The 18,651-nt window shown below is 74.2% G+C and carries 18 protein-coding genes and 2 pseudogenes; 10 read left to right on the forward strand and 10 right to left on the reverse strand.

What is annotated here, in order from left to right:
* Window positions 1–28: 28 nt before the first annotated feature.
* The 3 genes and pseudogenes from ABWK59_RS02115 to ABWK59_RS02125 form a co-directional block, all read right to left on the reverse strand.
* Window positions 29–1,140, reverse strand: a pseudogene (locus tag ABWK59_RS02115) (ABC transporter substrate-binding protein).
* Between the two features lie 105 nt (window positions 1,141–1,245).
* A complete protein-coding gene (locus ABWK59_RS02120) occupies window positions 1,246–2,622 on the reverse strand; it encodes a serine hydrolase domain-containing protein (protein WP_354637514.1) in 1,377 nt (458 codons plus the stop codon).
* Window positions 2,623–2,962: 340 nt separating this feature from the next.
* Window positions 2,963–3,592, reverse strand: a complete 630-nt coding sequence (locus tag ABWK59_RS02125; protein ID WP_354637515.1) for a TetR/AcrR family transcriptional regulator C-terminal domain-containing protein — start codon at window positions 3,590–3,592, stop codon at window positions 2,963–2,965.
* Between the two features lie 86 nt (window positions 3,593–3,678).
* On the opposite strand from ABWK59_RS02125, the gene ABWK59_RS02130 reads away from it, so the two are divergent.
* Window positions 3,679–4,107, forward strand: a complete 429-nt coding sequence (locus ABWK59_RS02130) for an ester cyclase (protein WP_354637516.1) — start codon at window positions 3,679–3,681, stop codon at window positions 4,105–4,107.
* A 37-nt stretch (window positions 4,108–4,144) separates the two neighbouring features.
* On the opposite strand, the gene ABWK59_RS02135 is transcribed toward ABWK59_RS02130, so the two are convergent.
* The gene (locus ABWK59_RS02135; protein WP_354644802.1) at window positions 4,145–4,711 is read right to left on the reverse strand and encodes a GNAT family N-acetyltransferase; all 567 of its coding nucleotides are present in this window, start codon (window positions 4,709–4,711) and stop codon (window positions 4,145–4,147) included.
* A 1,448-nt stretch (window positions 4,712–6,159) separates the two neighbouring features.
* Window positions 6,160–7,113, reverse strand: coding sequence for an RNA polymerase sigma factor SigJ (gene sigJ, locus ABWK59_RS02140; protein ID WP_354637518.1), 954 nt, complete (start codon window positions 7,111–7,113; stop codon window positions 6,160–6,162).
* A 181-nt stretch (window positions 7,114–7,294) separates the two neighbouring features.
* Here sigJ and ABWK59_RS02145 point away from each other — a divergent pair, with 181 nt between their 5' ends.
* From ABWK59_RS02145 to ABWK59_RS02155, 3 genes are all read left to right on the forward strand, one after another.
* Window positions 7,295–7,702 carry a hypothetical protein gene (locus ABWK59_RS02145; RefSeq protein ID WP_354637519.1) on the forward strand — a complete coding sequence of 136 codons (408 nt, stop codon included), beginning with the start codon at window positions 7,295–7,297 and terminating at the stop codon, window positions 7,700–7,702.
* Between the two features lie 200 nt (window positions 7,703–7,902).
* Entirely contained in the window at window positions 7,903–8,985 is a 1,083-nt protein-coding gene (locus ABWK59_RS02150) for an agmatine deiminase family protein (RefSeq protein ID WP_354637520.1), read from the forward strand.
* Between the two features lie 305 nt (window positions 8,986–9,290).
* The gene (locus ABWK59_RS02155) at window positions 9,291–10,751 is read left to right on the forward strand and encodes an amino acid permease (RefSeq protein WP_354637522.1); all 1,461 of its coding nucleotides are present in this window, start codon (window positions 9,291–9,293) and stop codon (window positions 10,749–10,751) included.
* A 184-nt stretch (window positions 10,752–10,935) separates the two neighbouring features.
* On the opposite strand, the gene ABWK59_RS02160 is transcribed toward ABWK59_RS02155, so the two are convergent.
* Entirely contained in the window at window positions 10,936–11,328 is a 393-nt protein-coding gene (locus ABWK59_RS02160) for a DUF5958 family protein (RefSeq protein WP_354637524.1), read from the reverse strand.
* A 122-nt stretch (window positions 11,329–11,450) separates the two neighbouring features.
* A complete protein-coding gene (locus tag ABWK59_RS02165; RefSeq protein WP_354637526.1) occupies window positions 11,451–11,819 on the reverse strand; it encodes a hypothetical protein in 369 nt (122 codons plus the stop codon).
* Between the two features lie 54 nt (window positions 11,820–11,873).
* On the opposite strand from ABWK59_RS02165, the gene ABWK59_RS02170 reads away from it, so the two are divergent.
* The 4 genes from ABWK59_RS02170 to ABWK59_RS02185 all read left to right on the forward strand — a co-directional run bounded on the left by ABWK59_RS02170 (window position 11,874) and on the right by ABWK59_RS02185 (window position 14,133).
* Window positions 11,874–12,329 carry a MarR family winged helix-turn-helix transcriptional regulator gene (locus tag ABWK59_RS02170; protein WP_354637528.1) on the forward strand — a complete coding sequence of 152 codons (456 nt, stop codon included), beginning with the start codon at window positions 11,874–11,876 and terminating at the stop codon, window positions 12,327–12,329.
* Window positions 12,330–12,454: 125 nt separating this feature from the next.
* The gene (locus ABWK59_RS02175; RefSeq protein WP_354637529.1) at window positions 12,455–12,784 is read left to right on the forward strand and encodes an MTH1187 family thiamine-binding protein; all 330 of its coding nucleotides are present in this window, start codon (window positions 12,455–12,457) and stop codon (window positions 12,782–12,784) included.
* 85 nt (window positions 12,785–12,869) lie between these two features.
* Window positions 12,870–13,121 (forward strand): hypothetical protein, encoded by a 252-nt coding sequence (locus tag ABWK59_RS02180; RefSeq protein ID WP_354637530.1) that lies wholly within the window; start codon window positions 12,870–12,872, stop codon window positions 13,119–13,121.
* A 163-nt stretch (window positions 13,122–13,284) separates the two neighbouring features.
* A complete protein-coding gene (locus tag ABWK59_RS02185; protein ID WP_354637532.1) occupies window positions 13,285–14,133 on the forward strand; it encodes a hypothetical protein in 849 nt (282 codons plus the stop codon).
* Between the two features lie 33 nt (window positions 14,134–14,166).
* Here the strand turns inward: ABWK59_RS02185 and ABWK59_RS02190 are convergent, their stop codons facing one another.
* Window positions 14,167–15,144, reverse strand: coding sequence for a hypothetical protein (locus tag ABWK59_RS02190; RefSeq protein ID WP_354637533.1), 978 nt, complete (start codon window positions 15,142–15,144; stop codon window positions 14,167–14,169).
* A gap of 61 nt (window positions 15,145–15,205) precedes the next feature.
* Here ABWK59_RS02190 and ABWK59_RS02195 point away from each other — a divergent pair, with 61 nt between their 5' ends.
* Complete coding sequence (locus ABWK59_RS02195) at window positions 15,206–15,862, forward strand: TetR/AcrR family transcriptional regulator (protein WP_354637535.1); 657 nt, start codon at window positions 15,206–15,208, stop codon at window positions 15,860–15,862.
* Between the two features lie 146 nt (window positions 15,863–16,008).
* Here ABWK59_RS02195 and ABWK59_RS02200 read toward each other — a convergent pair.
* Window positions 16,009–16,434, reverse strand: a pseudogene (locus ABWK59_RS02200) (hypothetical protein); the annotation flags it as partial.
* Between the two features lie 667 nt (window positions 16,435–17,101).
* Here ABWK59_RS02200 and ABWK59_RS02205 point away from each other — a divergent pair.
* Entirely contained in the window at window positions 17,102–17,830 is a 729-nt protein-coding gene (locus tag ABWK59_RS02205) for an HU family DNA-binding protein (protein ID WP_354637537.1), read from the forward strand.
* Between the two features lie 112 nt (window positions 17,831–17,942).
* On the opposite strand, the gene ABWK59_RS02210 is transcribed toward ABWK59_RS02205, so the two are convergent.
* A complete protein-coding gene (locus ABWK59_RS02210; RefSeq protein ID WP_354637539.1) occupies window positions 17,943–18,512 on the reverse strand; it encodes a hypothetical protein in 570 nt (189 codons plus the stop codon).
* Window positions 18,513–18,651: the final 139 nt, after the last annotated feature.

Raw genomic sequence — 18,651 nt, forward strand, 5'->3', positions numbered from 1 at the left:
TGGTCCGGCCGCCCGGCCAATCAGCCGGTCAGCCGGTGTGCAGGATCCGGAAGTGGTCGGGCTGTGCCGGATCACGGTCGACGACCTGGACCGGCGGCCAGGCCCACTGGCGGACGCCGATGCCCGGCGGACGGGAGAACCGGATCGGCCCGCGGGTGCCCTCGACGGCGACCTGAGGCCAGGATCCGGCGATGCGCGCCCGGTCCGCCCCGTGCGAACGCAGCACCTCGGCCAGGACGGCCACGGTGTCATAGCCCTCGAAGGCGACGAAGGAGGGCGCCTCGGCCAGCCGTTCGCGCAGGGCCGCCGCCACCCGGGTGCCGAGCGGGCCGAGGCGCTCGGGCAGGTAGCGCAGGAACGGGACCCCGGTGCCCTCGGCGCCCAGCAGCGCCGCCCACCCGGCGAACTCCGGCTGCCCGGCCGGCGCGCCGATCAGGACGTCGGCGAGCCGCGGGTCGCGGCGGACGGCCCGGACGATCGGCACGACCGGGTCCGGGTGGCCGACCAGCAGGAGCGGGCCGTCGCGCCCCGGGCGTGGAGTTCGTCGCACACGGCTGCGGGGGTCAGCGTCCGCATGTCGAGTTCGGCGACGGTGCCGCCGCGGCCCGGTCCGGCGGCGAGGTGGTCGCGCAGGATGCGGGCCCCGGAGGCCCAGTAGACGCTCGGGTCGGCCGCCACGGCGATCCGGCGGTGACCCGCGCCGAGGAGGAAGTCCGCGTAGATGCGCCAGCCGTGGGACTGCGCCGGGGCGAGCCGCGCGACCCACTCGGTCGGCTGCTCGGTGAGCGCGTCGAGCACCGCCGAGGAGCAGAGGAAGGGCACCTGGAGCGCGTCGGCCGTGGCGGCGGCGGCGCGGGCGACGACGCTGTGGTACTCCCCCGCCACGGCCACCACGCCCAGGCCGGCCAGTTCCGCCACGACCGCCGCGGCCCGCTCGGGGTCGGCCGCGGTGTCCCGGACCAGCAGGTCGAGCGGGCGTCCGCCGATCCCGCCGGCGTCATTGACCTCCTGGACGGCCAGCTCCAGCCCGGCGAGCAGGTGCCGGCCCGCCTCGACCCAGCCGGGCCGGGTCAGCGGAACGAGCGCGCCGATCCGGACGGACGATCCGACGGCCCGCTCCGGGCCGGGTGCGGTGGTCATGCGGTGGCGCCTCCTCGGTGGGCGGTGGTGGCGGTGATGGCCGGTCGCGGCGCGGGCTCGCGGGCCGGGCCGGGTGTCAGCGGGCTCGCGGGCCGGGCCCGAGGGTCAGCAGGCTCGCAGCTCGCAGGGGTGGACCAGGTAGGCGCCCAGCCGGCCCTCCCGGTCGCCGTCCTTGAACGCCACGGCCCGGCCGACCAGCAGGTCCCCCTCGGCGCGCAGTTCGAGACCCAGGCTCGGGCTGTTCAACCGGGCGTCCGCGGTGGGCAGTTGCAGCGGTCCGACGGCCCGCAGGTCCCAGCGCTCGGAGGCGACGGCCGGCACGCTGACCGGCGCCTCGTCGGCCAGCCGGACCTCCACCCGGCCGTCCGCCAGGACGGCGAGCCGCAGACCGACCTCCCCCTCTGCGGTGGCGATCCCCCCGTCCCACTGCCCCTGCGCCAGCGCCAGCGGGCGGGTCCGCTCGGTGATCGGGTCGATCAGACCCCGGTGGAAGCCGGGCGCCAGGACGCCCATCAGGCGGTCCACGATGGCGTCCCGGGCCGCCTTACTGGTCGAGTTGGTGAGGACGGCGACCGAGAGTTCGCGCTCCGGGAGGTCGATCATCATCGTGGCGACGCCGCCCATCCCACCACCGTGGCTGCGGACCACCGGCCCGATGCCGGACGAGACGATCCAGCCGAGACCGTAGCCGAGCTGATCGTTGATCGGCACGGCCTCGTTCACCGCCGCGGCCGTGCCGGGCTTCAGCAGCCGGGAGGCGGTGCGGGCGAAGAGCGCGACGTCCCCGGCGGTCGCCCAGCCGGCGCCGGCGGCGGGGTGGCCGCTGTGGCAGGCGGGGTACGGCTCGCCACCGGCGGAGTAGCGCCGGGCGACGGACGCCGCCCCCGGGCCGGCCGGGCCGAAGCCGAAGCCGGTCAGGCCCAGCGGCTCGGCGATCCGCTCGGCCAGGTAGGTGCCCAACTCCCGGCCGGTCACGGCCTCCACCAGTCGGCCCAGCTCCTGGTAGCCGAGGTTGGAGTACTCGAACTCGGTGCCCGGCTCGCGGACCAGTGTGCGGTAGCGGTCGATGTCGATCGGCAGCGGGCCGCTGCCGTAGTGGAAGTTGTAGAACGCCGGGAACCCGCCGCGGTGCCGGAGCAGCTGGCGGGGTGTGGGGGCGGTCCACCGGTGGCTGCCGGGAACCGGGGTGTCGAGGTCCAGCAGGCCCTCGTCCGCGGCCAGGCAGACGGCGGTGGCGGTGAACGCCTTGGTGACGGAGGCCAGGGCGTAGACCGTTTCGGGGGTGGCCGGCCGCCGGTCGGCGAGGTCCGCGTGGCCCCAGGCCCGGGTGAGGACGAGCCGGTCGCGTGCGGCGATCGCGACGGACGCCGAGGCGCAGCCGTGGTCGGCCAGCGCCTGCGTACAGAACGCGTCCAGCCCGTCGAGCCCGCCCAGTTCGTCCAGCGCGCCCGGTTCGTCCCGCCCGCCCAGCTCGTCCAGCATGCCGTCGACCTCCCTCGGTTACCCCGCCCGGTCGAACGATAGTGCTCCGCCTCCGAACGGTCGTCGCCGGGAGGCACCCGGAGCCTGCGCCGTCAGGGATCGACCCGCGCCGGGGATTCGCGGAAGGGTTCGCCGCCTCCACCGAATCGCCGCAGATCGTCGCTCTGGACGACGTGCTCCAGCGGATCGCGCCTCTCCCCTCGTCGCGCCGAACCGGGTCGTGGCCATACGGGACCGCCCGAGGCGGAACTCGCCCGGCTCACCGAGTGACCGGTCCGCCGGCTGACGCCCGGTCGGCGGCACCACGGCGGGCCCGGCGTCGGTGCCGCCGGACCCGGCGTCAGTACGGCAGGCCGGTGAGGAGGGCGTCCAGGGCCAGGTCGAAGCGGGCCCGGTGATCGGCCTCGGTGCCGAGCCCGCCGGCGACCGCCGCCGCCAGGGTGGGGAACTCCGCGAGGTCGAGGGCCTCGTCGCCGGCCTGGTCCGGGTGGCCCGGTGTGGCGGCGGCCTCGGCGAGGCAGTGCCCGATCGCCAGGGTGGCCACGGAGTTGACGACACGCAGGGCCTCGACCGGCCCGATACCGGCCCGCCCGAGCGCGGCGGCCGTGTCCTCGACGGCCCGCAGCGCCGCGGCGGACCGCACCGGGCGGGTCGCCACCAGCGTCATCACCCCGGGGTGGCGCAGCAGTTCGGCCCGGAACGCGACGGCGAACCCCCGCAGGTGGGCCCGCCACCGCTCGGCCGGCAGATCGGGGTCGGGCCGTACGGCGGAGACCACCAGCTCGACCAGGCCGTCCAGCAGGGCGGCCTTGTTGGGCAGGTAGTGGTAGAGCGTCATCGCCTCGACGCCCAGTTCGGCCCCGAGCCGCCGCATGGACAGCTTCTCCACGCCGTCCCGGTCGACCAGCTCCAGGGCTGCCCGCAGCACCGCGTCACGGGTGAGGCCCACCCGCTTGCCCGTCGTCCCCATGCCGACTCCACTTGACTTTCTTACACCGTAAGACGAGAGTATCAGCCAAACGTAGTCTTACGATGTAAGAGAACGGGGAGACGGACATGGCCACCGGCGCAAACAAGCAGCTCGTCGCGGACTTCTTCACTGCGCTCAACGAGGCGCGGCTCGCCGACCTCCGGGACTACCTGGCGGCGGACGTGGTGGACCACAACAAGATCATCCACGGCGAACCGGATGAGCCCGGGGCCGCGTTCGCCGCCATCGCCGCCCAGCTCGCGGCCCTGGAGCCGTACCACGCCCGGATCGACGAGCTGATCGCCGAGGGCGACAAGGTCGTCGCGCGGATCACCCAGAGCGGTGTCAGCTCCGGCGCCCACCCGCGGATGCCGGTGCCGACCGGGCGCGGCTTCAAGAACGAGGCGATATTCGTCTTCACGGTGGCCGCCGGCCGGATCAGCGAGATCCGCGGCGTCTCCGACCGGCTGGGCCTGTTCCTCCAGCTCGGCTGGGACTGGCCGACCGTCGACTGACCACGCCCGCACGGGCGTTCACGGAAGCGCGGGTGGACTACTGCGCCCGGCCGGCCTTCCACTCGCGGGCGAGCGCCGCGTAGACGTACTCGCTGCCCCAGCGCCCGCCGTCGAGGTCGTTCTCGACCAGGTGGGCCTCCCGGCGCATGCCGAGCCGCTCGCAGACCCGCACCGACCCGGTGTTCAGCACGTCGAGCCTGGCGAACAGCCGGTGCACGCCCAGGTCGGCGAAGGCCAGCGAGGCGGTCGCGGAGGCCGCCTCGGTGGCGTACCCCCGGCCCCCGTAGGCGGGGTGGAAGACCCAGCCGATCTCCGCCTGTCGCGCCCGCGCGCTCGCCAGCTTCAGGACGACCTCGCCGACGACCCTCTCCTCGCCGATCGGACACACCGCGACCACCAGGTCGTCGTCGTCCTCGGCCCATGCGGTACCGGCGGCGCGCCGCGCGAGGCTCTGTACGCACTGCTCGCGAGTGAGCGGCGGCCGGTAGAGGAAGCGGGCGACCTCGGGCAGGCCCTGGTACGCGTGGAGGTCGTCGAGATCGTCCGGGGTGAACCGGCGCAGCACGAGCCGTTCGGTACGGACGGGCAGCGGGACCTCGGTCATCGGCTTCGCACATCCCCCTCGTCGGCTGCCCGGACAGCCTAGTCGATCATCGGGGATCAGGCCGGGGGAATGGTGGCGATGCCGCCCTCCTCCTCGGGACTGATCGGCGGACGCCGTGTCCTGGCGCCGCGCCACCACGCCAGGCGACCGTACGTCGCGATGGTGACCAGCGCGGTGCCGGCGAGCACGTAGACGCTCAGCACCACCAGCGGCAGGGTGATGTCGTTGCCGCCGGAGTAGAGGGTGTTGCGGACCAGGGTGGTGCCGTTCCAGGGCGGCAGGCCGGGGCCGATGGCCTGCCAGAAGGCAGGCAGGCAGGCAGGCGGTGCCGTTCACACCGCCGGTGGAGGGGTTGCCGAAGAACACCATGACGACGACGGTGAGCAGGGTGCCGATCGGACCGATCAGGCTCTGCAGGGTGGCCGCGAACAGGGCCACCGCCAGGCACATCAGGGCGAACTCGCCCCACAGCGGCCAGAAGTTGGAGCCGACGTCAGGGTAGGCGCCGAGGATCGGGCCGATGATCACGTCGAACACCAGGGCCGCCACGATCGCGTAGCCGATCAGGCTGAGGACACGCCGGCGGGCGGCCGCGGTGCCGGTGCGCTGCATGGCGAGGGTGGAGCCGAGGTAGCCGGCGACCAGCAGCACGAACACGGCGATGCCGGGGACGACGCCGAGCGGGTCCTCCTTGGGCAGCTTGTTGGTCACCTTGAGGGCGAGTTGCACGCCCGCGGCCTTCGCAGCCGCCTCGTAGAGGGCCGGCAACTGCGCGGGAGCGACCAGGCTGGCGGCCTCGGCGATGACCACGGTGTTGTTCTGGGTGACGAACCCGCCGTAGACCTCCGCCCGGCCGGCAGCCGCCTCCAGCGCGCTCTGGTCGGCGTACTGGTGGATGTCGAGCGAGATGTGCTGCTGGACGGCCGTGGTGAGCGGGGAGTCGCCGGTCACCCCCCACGGCAGGTCGCGGGCGACCCCGCGTGCTGGGCGGACACGTACGTGGTCACCATGATCGTCGTCATCACCAGGGCGATCAGCAGGCCGGTGATCAGCGCCCGCCAGGACGGCGGTCGCGGCCCCGGGTCGGCGCCCGACGCCCCGGCCGCCCGTCCGCCCGAACCGCCGGACGCCGATGCCCCCGCGGCCTGTCCGCCCGGGCCCGGCTGTCCGCCGGGGCTGCCTGCCCGCCCGGTCCGGTCGGCGCGGCGGCCGGCTGGGTGCCGTCGTCCGCGGCTCCGTCCGGGTTCCGTCGGGTGCCGTCTCCTGCTCCACTCATGACAACCCCGGGTCGCCGAGGCTCGGGCACCGTCGGCCACGGGCCCCTGGACACCCGACGACTGTCGCAGACGGGTCCGGCGGGGAACGGCATTCCGGATGCGCGTCCCGTCCCGTTCGGCCGAGTCCACACCTTCGGCGGAACGGCCGACGTCGGGCGTCCCGGCACGGGCTCAGGCCGGGTGGGATCCGGTCCACGGGCGGAGCTTCTCCGGGTTGCGGATCGCCCAGATCCGGGTGATCCGGCCGCCGGAGAGGTCGAACGCCGCCACGGTGACGGTGTGTCCGCCGTGCTGGGCGACCAGGCCGGGCCGACCGTTGACGGTGCGTTCCAGCAGCGTCAGGCCCGGGGCCCGGTCGGCGAAGTGGACCAGGTACGCGGCGATGCGCTCGCCGCCCTCCACCGGGCGGAGGGCGGCGCCGGCCAGGCCGCCGCCGTCGGCGACCATGGTGGCCGCGGGGTCGAGGAGGGCGACCAGCGCCGCGATGTCCCCGGCCTCCCACGCCTGCCTGAACTCCCGGACCACGGTGGCCTGTCCGACCGCCGGCAGCGCCGAGGCCCGGGCGGCGCGGGTGCGTCGGCGGGCCGAGGAGGCCAGCTGCCGGCAGGCGGCGGCCGACCGGCCGAGGATGTCGGCGACCTCGGCGAAGGGGTAGCCGAAGACGTCGTGCAGGACGAACGCCACGCGCTCCGCCGGGGTCATCGACTCCAGCACGACCAGGAAGGCCATGGTCACCGACTCGTCCAGGGTGACCCGGTCGGCGGGGTCGGCCGGCGCGGGCGTGCCGGTGCCCGCGGGGCCGCCGGTCCACTCCGTCCGGTCGGGCAGCGGCTCGGGGATCCACGCGCCGACGTACCGCTCGCGCCGGACCCGGGCGGAGCCGAGCAGGTCCAGGCAGATGCGGGTGGCCACCGTCGTCAGCCACCCGCCGGGCGACTCGACGGCCTCCTGCCGGGCCGGCGGCATCGCGTACCACCGCGCGTAGGTCTCCTGTACGGCGTCCTCGGCCTCGGACAGCGAACCGAGCAGCCGGTACGCCAGGTTGACCAACTGCCGCCGCTCGCCGACGACCTCGCTCAGGCTCGGCACGTTCCGGTCCCGCGTCGGCTCGGATGGGGTGCTCATGGTCGCGGCCGCTCCCTGCTTCGTCTCGTTCGCTCGTACGGTCACCGCATCGACGAAACAGCCCCGCGAAATGTGAGGTCGAGGTTGCGCGTCACAATCCGGGGGGCTGCGTCGTCGGACTGTCGAGACCGCACCGGATCCATCGCCGCACGGCGGATGGGACAGACGAGGGGACCGCACCATGACCACCCTGACCACGACGGAACGCCGCAGCCTCCCGCTGGTCGAGGTCGCGATAGGGCTGCAGACCACGGCCATCTTCTTCCAGGCGGCCACCGCGGGGATGCTGCTCGTCTCCTCCCACGGCGAGGTGCTGCACAGCGTCGGGGCACGGGTGATGTACGGCGCGTCGATGCTGTACCTGGCCGCGGCGATCCTGGCCTGGCGGCCCGGCGGCGGCTCGCCCCGGCCGATCCTGTACGCCACCGGCTTCCTGGTCCTCGCCTCGGTGCAGGTGGTGCTCGGCATCGCGCACCGGCCGGCGCTCCATGTGCCGCTGGGCGTCCTGATGTTCGGCCTGAGCACGGCGGCACTGGCCCAGGCGCTCCTCGCCCGCCGGCTCGGGGGCGCCGGCGGACGGCGGGCGTAGTCGCCGGGGGTGGTGGGGGCGGCGGGGGTGGCGGGGGCGCCGACGACGAGCAGGTCGGCCGGATCATGACCGCTCTGAGCACCGGCGCCGACGGCCGGGCGGCACGTCGGCGCGCTGAGGGCGGGGCGCCTCAGCCCGTGCCGTGGCGGTAGCAGTCGACCGAGACCCTGACCGGTCCGTCGCCCTGGGCGGCGGAGAGCATGCGGACGACGGCCAGGTCGCGGCCGTCCTGGCCGCGGACGCAGAAGGCCCGGCCGCCGAGGCCGGTGAACTCCAGCCGGGTGGCGGGCCGGCTCCAGGCCGGCGAGGCGGTCGGCCGGGCCCAGGCGGCCGTCCTGGCCGACGAAGGCGGTGTTGTCCTCGGCGACGAGGAACTCGCCGGGGGTCCGGCCGATGAACCAGGTCGCGGTCTCCTCCGGGGTGACGGTGCCGGTCTTGAGGTCGAACTCGTAGGAGTGGTCGGGCGAGACGAGTTCCCTGCCGGTGTACACCGGGGCGTACCCGCCGACCGGCCCGGCGGAGCTGCCGGCCCCGGGGGACGGGCGGTCGGTGGCCGAGGGCGACGGGGTACCGGGGGTGGCGGCCGCGGTCACCCCGGTGTCCGGGCCGTCCAGGCCGTACCCGTCGTCGGGGTCGTCGAGGAGGTAGGCGTACGTGCCGCCGGCCCCGAGGAGCAGGGCGCCGACGGCGATCGCGGCGGCGGTCCGGGTCCTGGGCCGGCCCCGCACCGGCTGGGCCCGGGGGCGGTCCGAGCGGCTGACGCCAACCGCAACCCCGGCCGCAGCCAGGCCCAGCCGGAGGCCGCGATGTGCGCGGCGTACGGCGCCTCCAAGGTGATCTGGTTCGTCGGGATCGCCGGCGAGGACATCACCGACGACCACGTCGACGCCACCTCGCGCTTCCTGGCGCCGGGCAAGGGGCTGGTCCAGATGCCGCCGGCCTCCGACACCGACGTGTGGGCCCAGGACGCCCGCCGGCAGTACCAGATCCTCTCCACCGCCACGACCGCCTCCGGCAGCCCGATCGCCGTCACCAAGCTCCAGGGCCCCGACTACAACCGGATCCGCTCCACCGACCCGAACTTCGTCGCCTCCTACGCCAACTGCTACGTCTGCAACGGCGCGGTGATCTCGGCGCAGTTCGGCGACACCACGGCCGACTCCGCCGCCAGGTCCACCCTCGCCCGGCTGTTCCCCGGCTGGACCGTCGAGCAGCTCGACATCGACTACCTGGGCGCCGGCGGCGGCATCCACTGCGTCACCCAGCAGCAGCCGGCCGTCTGACACCCCGGATCCGGCTGCCCCACGCCGTCCTACGCCGCCGCGCGCCCCACCGCGCGGCGGCGTAGGACGGCACCCACCGGCCGGGACCGCACGCTGACGCTTCGGCAGCTGCGCGCGAAACGGTACAGCGAGGGGAGAAGGCTCAAATCTCGCGCAAATCATCCCCGAACGTGACATTGACCACTGCCGAGAGGGCTTGCCTGCCGCAAGGATGTGCCGTCAGGCCCCGTACGCGGTGACCACCCACATCACCGTCGCACCGGGCGAAGCACGGAATCCTCCCCTCACGAAGGCGACACAACTCCATGAGTGACCGCACGCTGACTGCGGCCGACCCGCTCGCCCCCGGGGCGCACGCGACTCCGTCCCCCCACGTGGACGCCGGCGACGCCGGGTACCGCAAGGACCTGAAGTCCCGCCACGTCAACATGATCGCCATCGGCGGCGCGATCGGCACCGGGCTCTTCCTCGGTGCCGGCGGCCGGATGGCGAACGCGGGTCCCTCCCTCTTCATCGCGTACGCGGTCTGCGGCGTCTTCGCCTTCCTCGTGGTCCGCGCCCTCGGCGAACTGGTCCTCTACCGGCCGTCCTCCGGCGCCTTCGTCTCCTACGCCCGCGAGTTCATGGGCGAGAAGGGCGCCTACACGGCGGGCTGGCTGTACTTCCTCAACTGGTCGACCACCGCCATCGCCGACATCACCGCCGCCGCCACCTACGCCCACTTCTGGGCGATGTTCAGCAGCATCCCGCAGTGGGTGCTGGCGCTGATCGCCCTGGCCGTGGTGCTCACGGCCAACCTCATCTCGGTGAAGTACTTCGGCGAGATGGAGTTCTGGTTCGCGATCGTCAAGGTCGCCGCCCTGGTCGCCTTCATGCTCATCGGCATCTTCCTGGTCGTCACCCAGCACCAGGTCGGCGGCCACACCCCCGGCCTGGCCACCATCACCGACAACGGCGGCATCTTCCCCAGCGGCGTGATGCCGATGCTGCTGCTCCTCCAGGGCGTGGTCTTCGCGTACGCCTCCGTCGAACTGTGCGGCGTCGCCGCCGGCGAGACCGAGCACCCCGAGAAGATCATGCCGAAGGCGATCAACTCCATCATGTGGCGCGTCGGCCTGTTCTACGTCGGCTCGGTCGTGCTGCTCGCCCTGCTGCTCCCGCACACCTCGTACTCGTCGGGTCAGAGCCCCTTCGTCACCGTCTTCGACAAGCTGGGCATCCCGGGCGCGGCCGGCGTGATGAACCTGGTGGTCCTCACCGCCGCCCTCTCCAGCCTGAACTCCGGCCTCTACTCGACCGGCCGCATCCTGCGCTCGATGTCGATGTCCGGCTCCGCCCCGAGGTTCACCGGCGTGATGAACAAGGGCGGCGTCCCGTACGGCGGCATCCTGCTGACCGCCGGGTTCGGCGTGCTCGGCGTGGTGCTCAACTACGTGATGCCGGGCGAGGCGTTCGAACTGGTCGTCAACTTCGCCTCGATCGGGATCCTGGGCACCTGGGCCATGATCATGATCTGCTCGCTGCTGTTCTGGCGGCGCTCGCAGGACGGCCGGGTCACCCGGCCCGGCTACCGGCTGCCGTGGGCGCCGTACACCCAGCTGGTCACCCTGGGCTTCCTGGTCTGCGTGCTGGCGCTGATGTGGCTGGACGGCGGCGTGGGCCGCACCACCGTCGCCTGCCTGCCGCTGATCGCGGCCGTGCTGGCCGGCGGCTGGTTCCTGGTCCGCGGCCGGGTCAAGGCGACCGCGGAGGCCGCCCGGGACTGAGCCTCCAGGCCCACCCCCACCGCCCGGCTACCGGGACACGCCGGGCCCCCGCGGGACGCTCCCTCGGGGGCCCGGCCGTTCCCCTCCGGGCGGCGGTGCGCTCATCCGCGGCGGAACCGGCGGCGCGGCATCCTCACCGGCGGCGCCGCCAGGAGCTCCCGGTACGTACGGCGGTGGCGGCAGGTCAGAGCGGGTTGCGGTCACGTTCGGCCAGGTGATGCCACGCGTGAGTGCACCCGTCGGCGCACTGCCGCTCGCGCCGGCGGGTGTCCGCCACGGCGAGCAGGGCGACCAGGAGGCGGAACGACTTGGTCAACTCGTACGCGGGAAGGCCGTCCATGCCGAACCGCCACCGGCTGAGCATCACGGCGGGGGTGTGGGTGGGCCGGATCCCGGACCGTGCGATGCTCTCCGCCACGTCCTCGGGAACGGCCCGTGCCTGGTAGGAGTGGTGCACCAGGGAGCGCAGCGCCAGACGCCGGTCCTCCTCGGCGAGCCCCTCGAACCACCGGACGCCCTCGTCCATCGGCCGGAGCCCCTGGGCGAGTTCGTTCAAGATGATGTTGCGATCGTGCATGGCACCCCCCTCCACCGACCGACCGGTTCCCGGTCGACTGATGGCCGATCGAATCAGCCCCGCGTCGTCGGCCTCCACCGGATTCCCCGCACGGCCCGCACCTCCTGCCGGGCCTGGGGCCGTCAGTGCGTCAGGAGCCAGCCGGCCGAGCCCAGGTGGACGGCGGCGAGCAGCACGGTGGTGAGCAGCATGCCCGTGTTGCGCCGGGCCGCGCCGATCGCCGCGTCGCCGAGTTGGGCCAGCCCGGCGACGATCAGCACGGGGGCGAGCCCGTCCCATGCGCCGGCGGCGAGCTGGACCAGCAGGACGGCGCTCAGTGGGACGGCCCGGGCGGCGTAGGCGCGGGCGAAGAAGACCACCGCGGTGTTGAGCTGCTCCCCCGCCGCCAGGGCCATCGCGGGGCGGGCCACGCCGACCAGGGCGGAGACTCCCGAGACCAGCGAGACGAGGGCGTTGAGAAGACCGATCAGGGTGTGCGCCGCCACTTCCATCACTCCAAGAATCATTCGAGTTGTGAACGATTTCAGGAAGGTATCATCCCTGGCGTGAATGACGTCAAGGGATCGGGCGGCGGGCTGCCGCAGACGCTGGCCTTCCGCCTCGGCACTTTGGGGGCCGTGGTGGGGGACCGCTTCGCCGGGCGGATCGAGTCGTACGACCTCAAGCCCAAGCACGTCGGGCTGCTGACGGCGCTCGACCGGGGCGCGGCCGCGTCACAGCAGGAGCTGGCCGCTCGGCTCGGCGTCGCCCCCAGCCTGGTGGTGTCGCTCGCCGACCACCTGGAGCGGCTGGGCGCCGTCGAGCGGGTCCGCGATCCGCGGGACCGCCGCCGGCAGGTCCTCGGCCTCACCGACCGGGGCCGCTGCCTGCTCGCGGACTGCGCCGCCGAGGCCCGCGCCCTCGACGAGGAGCTCGCCGCCCACCTCACCGCCGAGCAGCGGGAGGTGCTCCGGAAGGCCCTCGGCATCCTCGCGGCAGAGGCGGGCCTGCCGACCGACTGACCCCCCTGGCCACCTCCCCGTCCGCATCGGCACCCACGGCCTCGGCCGGGCGCCGGGAGGGCCGTAGGCTGGGCCCGACCCACAGTCGGCCCCTGCTCCGGGCGGGGTGAGGAAGGCGAGGCACCGTGCTCGTCGCGTTTTCGGTGACACCCCTCGGCATCGGCGAGGACGTCGGGGAGGCCGTGGCCGCCGCGGTGAAGGTGGTACGGGACAGCGGGCTGCCCAACCGCACCGACGCCATGTTCACCACCGTCGAGGGCGAGTGGGACGAGGTGATGCCGGTCGTCCGCGCGGCGATCGACGCGGTGAAGGCCCACGCGAACCGGGTGAGCACCGTCATCAAGATCGACGACCGGGCCGGCGTCAGCGACGGGCTGACCGCCAAGGTGGCCTCGGTCGAACGGCACCTGGCCGCCCTGGAGGACCGGGCGGCGCCCGACGCCGCGACCGACTGAGCCACGGCGGCCCCTACATCGGCCGCCGGCACCCGCGCTGACGCCGCGAAACGTTTCTCCTCATGATCACGCTAGAGTCCTGGCCATGTCACACCAGTGGAAGAAGACCCTGACCACCCTGCTGCAGGGCGTGGCCGTCATCGCGGCCCTGTGCTTCCTGTGGCGGGGGCGCGGCTCGGCGTGGTCCGACATCGCGCTCTGGGCCGGCGGCCTCGGCGTGCTCCACCTGCTGATCTCCGCCTACGCCTGGTGGTTCTACGGGGAGTCCGCACGGGCGGTCGCGCTGCGGGCCAAGGCCGAGGAGAAGAAGGCGGCACGGTCCGGCCGGCTCGGCTGACCCCGGCTCCCGGGCCGCCGCGCCCCCGCCGCCGCCGTGCCACCAGGCCGCTGGACGCCCGCCGCACGGTCGCGAACTCCCGCGCGGCCAGACGGCTTTCACGGGCGACGCCAGGACTCCGGCGGCCGCCCCGCGGGACATTCCGCCGTCCTATCATCAGCCGGTGATACTCGACGCGGCCCTGACCGACCTGCTCCGCCACGGCATCTCCGAGTCCGGCACGGAACGGGTCCTCGCCGCCCTGATCGACCACGGTGCGTTCGTCCCGGTGCACGGTGACGGCTCCCTGTTCCTCCTGCGACACAAGGGCGACAGCTCCCCGGCGCTGCCCGCCTGCGTCAGCGAGGCCTGCTGCGCGGAACACCTGCCGGACGCCGCCGACACCGTCTACTGCGACGCGATGCGGCTGGCGGACATCGCCCGGGAGACCGAGGCGGAGCGGCTCCTGCTGTTCGCCTCGGACGGTTCCTCGCTCGCCGTCCCCGCCGCGGCGCTCTTCCACGCCATGGCCCGGCGGGGTCTGAAGGGCGACGGACAGCGGCTGCGGCTGACCTCGTCCACCCACCCGCTGGCGGTGGCCCTGCGCGACGCGGTCTTCCGCCGGTTGCGCGAGTTCCCGGAGATCCACTGCGTCTGGATCTCCTCCGCCCGCTGGCTGGACACCGGCCGGGAGAACCTCATGGTGCACATGGCCGTGGACGAGGAACTGCCGTCGCCCGCCTGCCAGCGGCTCATGCAGACCCTGCTGAGCGAGGAGGTGACGATCGGCGCGACCGACCCCACGGTCGCGGCACTCGCGCTCCACCGGGTCACCCACGCGGCCGAGATCGCCGACCTCGACCGGATGGCGCTGGACACCGTACGCATCGACCACGCCACCGGGCGGATCGAGGTGATCTCCCGGGAGTACGACGACCCGGAGGCGGCCGAGGCCGCCCGCCGGGCCCTCGCCGAACAGCGCGACGAGCCGCTGGCCACCCGGCCGCCACGCCGGTGGTGGCGCCGCTCCTGACACTTCGGCCCGCCGCCCTGCCGCGGCGCAGCGTCACCGGGCGCGCGGCGCCGGTGGCTCGGACAGTTCGGCGATGAGGTCGCGGTAGGTGGCGAAGGCGGGCTTGGGGGTGTGGTCGTCGCGCAGCAGGCCGAAGTGGTGGAACAGGCCGGGGCCGTTGCTGTCGGCGTCCCGGAGGGCGAAGAGCGAGTAGCCGTCGATGGTCAGCTCGGGGGCGAGGGCGGCCACCGTGCGGATGACGGTGTCGAGGGTGGCGGCCTGGCGCTGCTCGGTACGGCCGGGGCCGGTGGGCCAGCCGTTCTCGCAGACCCGGATCGGGACACCGTGCGGGATGCCGGCCTGCGGCAGGCTGGTGTGGCGGAAGGCGGTGAGGACCGCGGTGACCGCCTCCGCCAACCGGCCCTCGGGGACCGGGCGGAACACGTCGGGGAAGAAGTCCAGGCCGACGTAGTCCAGGCTCGCGAGGAAGCGCTCGTCCGCCAGCGCGCCGAGGTCGGACCAGAAGGTGTCCGCCGGGTCGAAGCTCGGTACGGCGTTGAAGCCCACCGCCACCGGGTGGCCGAGGGAACGGGCCTCCTCCTTGGCCGCGACGACCCCCCGGACCAGCGCGTCCAGGACGTTGGGGATGCCGCCGTCGACGACCGGGAGGTCGAGGTTGGGCTCCTCGCAGATCTGGACCGACGCCAGCCGCGGCCCGGCCCGCCGGACGGCGTCGCGGACGAACTCCGGCCAGCCGTCCAGCTCGCCGGACGGTTCGCGGAACTGCAGCACCAGGTCGAGGGTGCGGCCGCGCCCCAGGTACGCCTCCGGATCGGCGGGCGCGGGCGGCAGCGGCGGGGTGCCGGAGGCGGTGAACGAGCGGTACGCGCGGACGGCCAGCGTCTGCGCGTCGCCCTGCAACGCGTCGAGGGCCTCGGCGATGCGGGCCGGTTCGTCCGGCGTCACGGGATGGACGATGCCCCGGTCGTCGCCGAGGAGGCCGCCGGGATAGATGCCGAAGGTCAAGGTCATGTCCGCCCCCAAAAGAATCTTGGTGTCACTCCAAATTTGTGGTGACACTACCATGGCGGGTGTGGGACTTCGCGAGATCAAGAAGCAGCAGACCCGGACCGCCATCGCCGACGCCGCCCTGGGGCTCTTCCTGGAGCACGGCTTCGACCCGGTCACGGTCGCCGAGGTGGCACGCCGGGCCTGCGTGTCCACCAACACCGTGTTCAACTACTTCCCCACCAAGGAGGACCTGTTCTTCGACCGCCAGGCCGAGGCCGAGGCGCACCTCGCCGGCGTGGTCCGCGACCGGCCGTCCGGCGCCTGCCCGGTGGCGGCCGTCCGCGACGACCTGCTCACCGCCCTCCGCCAGGACCACCCCATGCTCGGACTCCAGCCCGGCGCACGGGCGTTCTGGCAGGTGATCCTGGACAGCCCCGCCCTGCGGGCCCGCGAACGCGTGATCGGCGAACGCGCCGAAGCCGCCCTGGCAGCCGCCCTCACCGACCGTCCACCCCTCGCCGACGGCCCCTTCCCCACCCTCCTCGCGGGCGCCGTCGCCGGTACCCACCGCGCAGCCCTCGGCGAACTCCGCCGCCGCATCATGACCGGCGAACCCCCCGCCCACGCCCGCGACACCATCGCCGCCGCGGCCACCCGCGCCTTCGGCCTCCTCTGCACCGGCCTCCACCCGGACACCGGACACCCCTGCCGGACGACCACCCACCCCGGCCAGCCGTGACCCGGGCGCAGCCCTCACCGGCGTGATGACGTTTCAGGCAAGATCGGATGCCGAAGTCGCCATGGTGGCAATGCTTCCGGGTATGCGAAAGGTCGCCGGGTGATGGACTGGGGCGACAGCCGACACCTCCGCCCCGGACAGGACACCTAGCGGACCGGGCCGCACTCGTCGACGAGGACGGTGGGTTCGGTCAGGAAGACGTCCGGGTCGACGCGGCCGTAGGCGATGTTGAAGGTGTCCAGCCAGTACGACCAGCCCCGGATCCCCAGGGCGCCGGTGAACCGGTAGTTCAGCTGCCACCGGACCCATTGGCCGGGGAGCAGCCGGACGGCCGGGGGTCGGCGCGGCCGGGGCGGCAGTCCGAACAGCGGCCCGGTCCGGGCGTGCACGCGGAGCCGGTCGCCCTCGTCGCGGAGGCTGAGGAGGGTGTCGCGGAGGTCGGCCTGTCCGGTCCGCGGTTCGAACCCGTGCTCCTCGGACATCCGGACGAGGTGGGCGAACCCGGGCGGCACCGGGGACAGCGGGAAGCCGGCGGGCGCCGCGTTCCTGCGGGCAGCGGACTCCCCGCCCCGGCACGGGACTGCCGGTCGGCATGCAGTTCGCCGCCGGTTACGGGCTCGAAGGCCGTCTCTTCCGCCTCGCCGGACAGCTCGAACAGGCGAGCCCGTGGTCGGACCGGACTCCCCCGGTATGGGCCGGGACCCGCCCGGGTCACTGAGGTTCGCCCTCGCAACCGTGCGCATCCCGGTCCCCGACGGCCCGGGACGCGCACGGTGCGCTCGACGCCGTGCCGTGTCGGCCTCGCGGAACATCCGGTCTGCACGGCGAGCGGCACGCTGATGTCCTCGGTCAGCCGGGCGCACATCCTGGGTGTCCGGCCCACGTGTCGGGCTGCGCCTGGTCATCCGGCGTGCTGGCGTCGAGGTTCTCGTCGGACTGAACGGTGTTGAGCGTCCTGGCCGCCTTCCGGACCCGCCGTCACGGGTCCCGGTCCGGATACGGCGGCGGCCGTGGGTGCGCTCCGGGGGCGCGATCGGGGTGGCTGGGGCGGGTGATGGGGATCGGCCGTACGGTCACGCGGGTCTGACCGCGGGTCGTGGCGGTGGGGGTGAGGGCGGTGCTCGACGGGTCGGCAGGCGCCGTACAGGCCGTGTCAGCGGGCGGGATGGCCGTTCGGCGCCTATGTTGAGGACGAAATGTCATGCATCGTCTACAGATTCGCCCGCAGGAGTCGTCGTCATGAACAAGGGACAGCTGGTTGAAGCCGTGGCGGACCAACTCGGCAGCCGGGCCGCCGCCGAGGAGGCCGTGGACGCGGTGCTCGACGCGATGGTGCGTGCCGTCGTGTCCGGGGAGCGTGTGCAGGTGACCGGGTTCGGGACCCTGGAGAAGGTCGAGCGGGCCGGCCGGTACGCCCGCAACCCGCAGACCGGGGAGCGGGTCCGCGTCAAGAAGACCACGGTGCCGCGGTTCCGCCCCGGGCAGGGGTTCAAGGACCTGGTCTCCGGCGCCAAGAAGATGCCGCGCGGCGGCTCCTCCGTCGCCAAGGCCCCGAAGGGCTCGCTCACCCCGGGCGCCGCCCCGGCGAAGAAGACGGCGGCCAAGCGCACCGCCGCCACCACCGCGGCCGCCAGGAAGACCGCGGCGAAGCGGGCCACGGCGACCGAGTCCACCGCGACGAAGGCGGCGGCCAGGAAGACCACCACCGCCAAGAAGGCCACCGCGACGAGGAAGACCGCCGCCACCCCGGTCAAGGCCACGGCCGCCACCAGGAAGACCGCGGCGGCGAAGAAGACGGCCCCGATCCCGATGAAGGCCGCGGCCACCACCAAGGCCACCGCGAAGAAGACCGCCACCAAGAAGACCGCGGCGAAGAAGTCCGCCGCACCGGCGAAGAAGACCACCACCACCGCCCGGAAGCGGACGGCTCCCGGCGCGGGCAGCAAGGCCGCGACGCCGGGCCGTTGACGACCGGCGGACGGGGGTGGCCGACGGCGCCGGGCCCGGGAGCACGGTCTCCGGGCCCCGGCGCCGTGTCGTGCCCGCAGGTCGCGAGCCCTACGCCGCCCGGCGGCGCCCGCTACCGCCCGCCGCCGTCGGGTGTCCGGCGCACCGGCCGGAGGGCCGCGTGGTCGGCGGTCCTGGTGGCGACCAGCAGGAAGAGCGATGCCAGCAGCAGGGTGCCACCCGCCATCACCGCCAGCCGGGCGGTGGCCGGTCCGCCGGCCATCAGCAGGAGCGCGATGAGGCCGGTGAGCGCGGCCACCCCGAGGCACCCCAGCAGCAGCCGTGACGGGCGGACCCGGCGGGGCTCCTCCACCGGTGGCCGGCCGGGCAGCAGGAGGGACCAGCGGCGCCGCGCCTCCCGCCGCTCGGCCCGCCGTTGCCGGACGGCCTTCAGCCGCAGGTGGCCGCCGACCACCGCCCCGGCGCCCGCGACGGCGAGCGGCAGCCGCCACGGCGCGGGGGTGAGCAGGAGGGGGGCGGCCAGGGCCACGCTCCCCCACCAGGTCAGGCAGGCCGCGGCTGCGGTCCGGGTGGAGTGCGGACGGTCGTCGCCGGCCCGCAGGTCGGCGAGGGCAGGGAGGTACCAGGCGCTGCCGGCGGCCGTCAGGGCGGCCGTGCCGAGGGCCAGGACGAGGTGGGGCATGAGAGTTCTCCTCGCGATGGGTGTGGATCCGCCCGGGGCCGACGGCTGCGCCGGCGGCGGGCGGCTGCGCGAGCGGCGGGCGGCAGTTCCGGCGGCGGGCGGCGGCCCCGGGCGGGCGGACGTAACTCCCGGGTGCCGG

Source organism: Kitasatospora sp. HUAS MG31 (assembly GCF_040571325.1).
Classification (GTDB): Bacteria; Actinomycetota; Actinomycetes; order Streptomycetales; family Streptomycetaceae; genus Kitasatospora; species Kitasatospora camelliae.

Coding starts and splice junctions, on each gene's coding strand:
- ABWK59_RS02125 (WP_354637515.1), bottom strand. CDS start 3,592: ATGGGGACGACGGGCAAGCGGGTGGGCCTCACCCGTGACGCGGTGCTG.
- ABWK59_RS02130 (WP_354637516.1), top strand. CDS start 3,679: ATGGCCACCGGCGCAAACAAGCAGCTCGTCGCGGACTTCTTCACTGCG.
- ABWK59_RS02205 (WP_354637537.1), top strand. CDS start 17,102: ATGAACAAGGGACAGCTGGTTGAAGCCGTGGCGGACCAACTCGGCAGC.
- sigJ (WP_354637518.1), bottom strand. CDS start 7,113: ATGAGCACCCCATCCGAGCCGACGCGGGACCGGAACGTGCCGAGCCTG.
- ABWK59_RS02135 (WP_354644802.1), bottom strand. CDS start 4,711: ATGACCGAGGTCCCGCTGCCCGTCCGTACCGAACGGCTCGTGCTGCGC.
- ABWK59_RS02120 (WP_354637514.1), bottom strand. CDS start 2,622: ATGCTGGACGAGCTGGGCGGGCGGGACGAACCGGGCGCGCTGGACGAA.
- ABWK59_RS02210 (WP_354637539.1), bottom strand. CDS start 18,512: ATGCCCCACCTCGTCCTGGCCCTCGGCACGGCCGCCCTGACGGCCGCC.
- ABWK59_RS02165 (WP_354637526.1), bottom strand. CDS start 11,819: ATGGAAGTGGCGGCGCACACCCTGATCGGTCTTCTCAACGCCCTCGTC.
- ABWK59_RS02190 (WP_354637533.1), bottom strand. CDS start 15,144: ATGACCTTGACCTTCGGCATCTATCCCGGCGGCCTCCTCGGCGACGAC.
- ABWK59_RS02155 (WP_354637522.1), top strand. CDS start 9,291: ATGAGTGACCGCACGCTGACTGCGGCCGACCCGCTCGCCCCCGGGGCG.
- ABWK59_RS02180 (WP_354637530.1), top strand. CDS start 12,870: ATGTCACACCAGTGGAAGAAGACCCTGACCACCCTGCTGCAGGGCGTG.
- ABWK59_RS02145 (WP_354637519.1), top strand. CDS start 7,295: ATGACCACCCTGACCACGACGGAACGCCGCAGCCTCCCGCTGGTCGAG.
- ABWK59_RS02160 (WP_354637524.1), bottom strand. CDS start 11,328: ATGCACGATCGCAACATCATCTTGAACGAACTCGCCCAGGGGCTCCGG.
- ABWK59_RS02150 (WP_354637520.1), top strand. CDS start 7,903: ATGCGGACGACGGCCAGGTCGCGGCCGTCCTGGCCGCGGACGCAGAAG.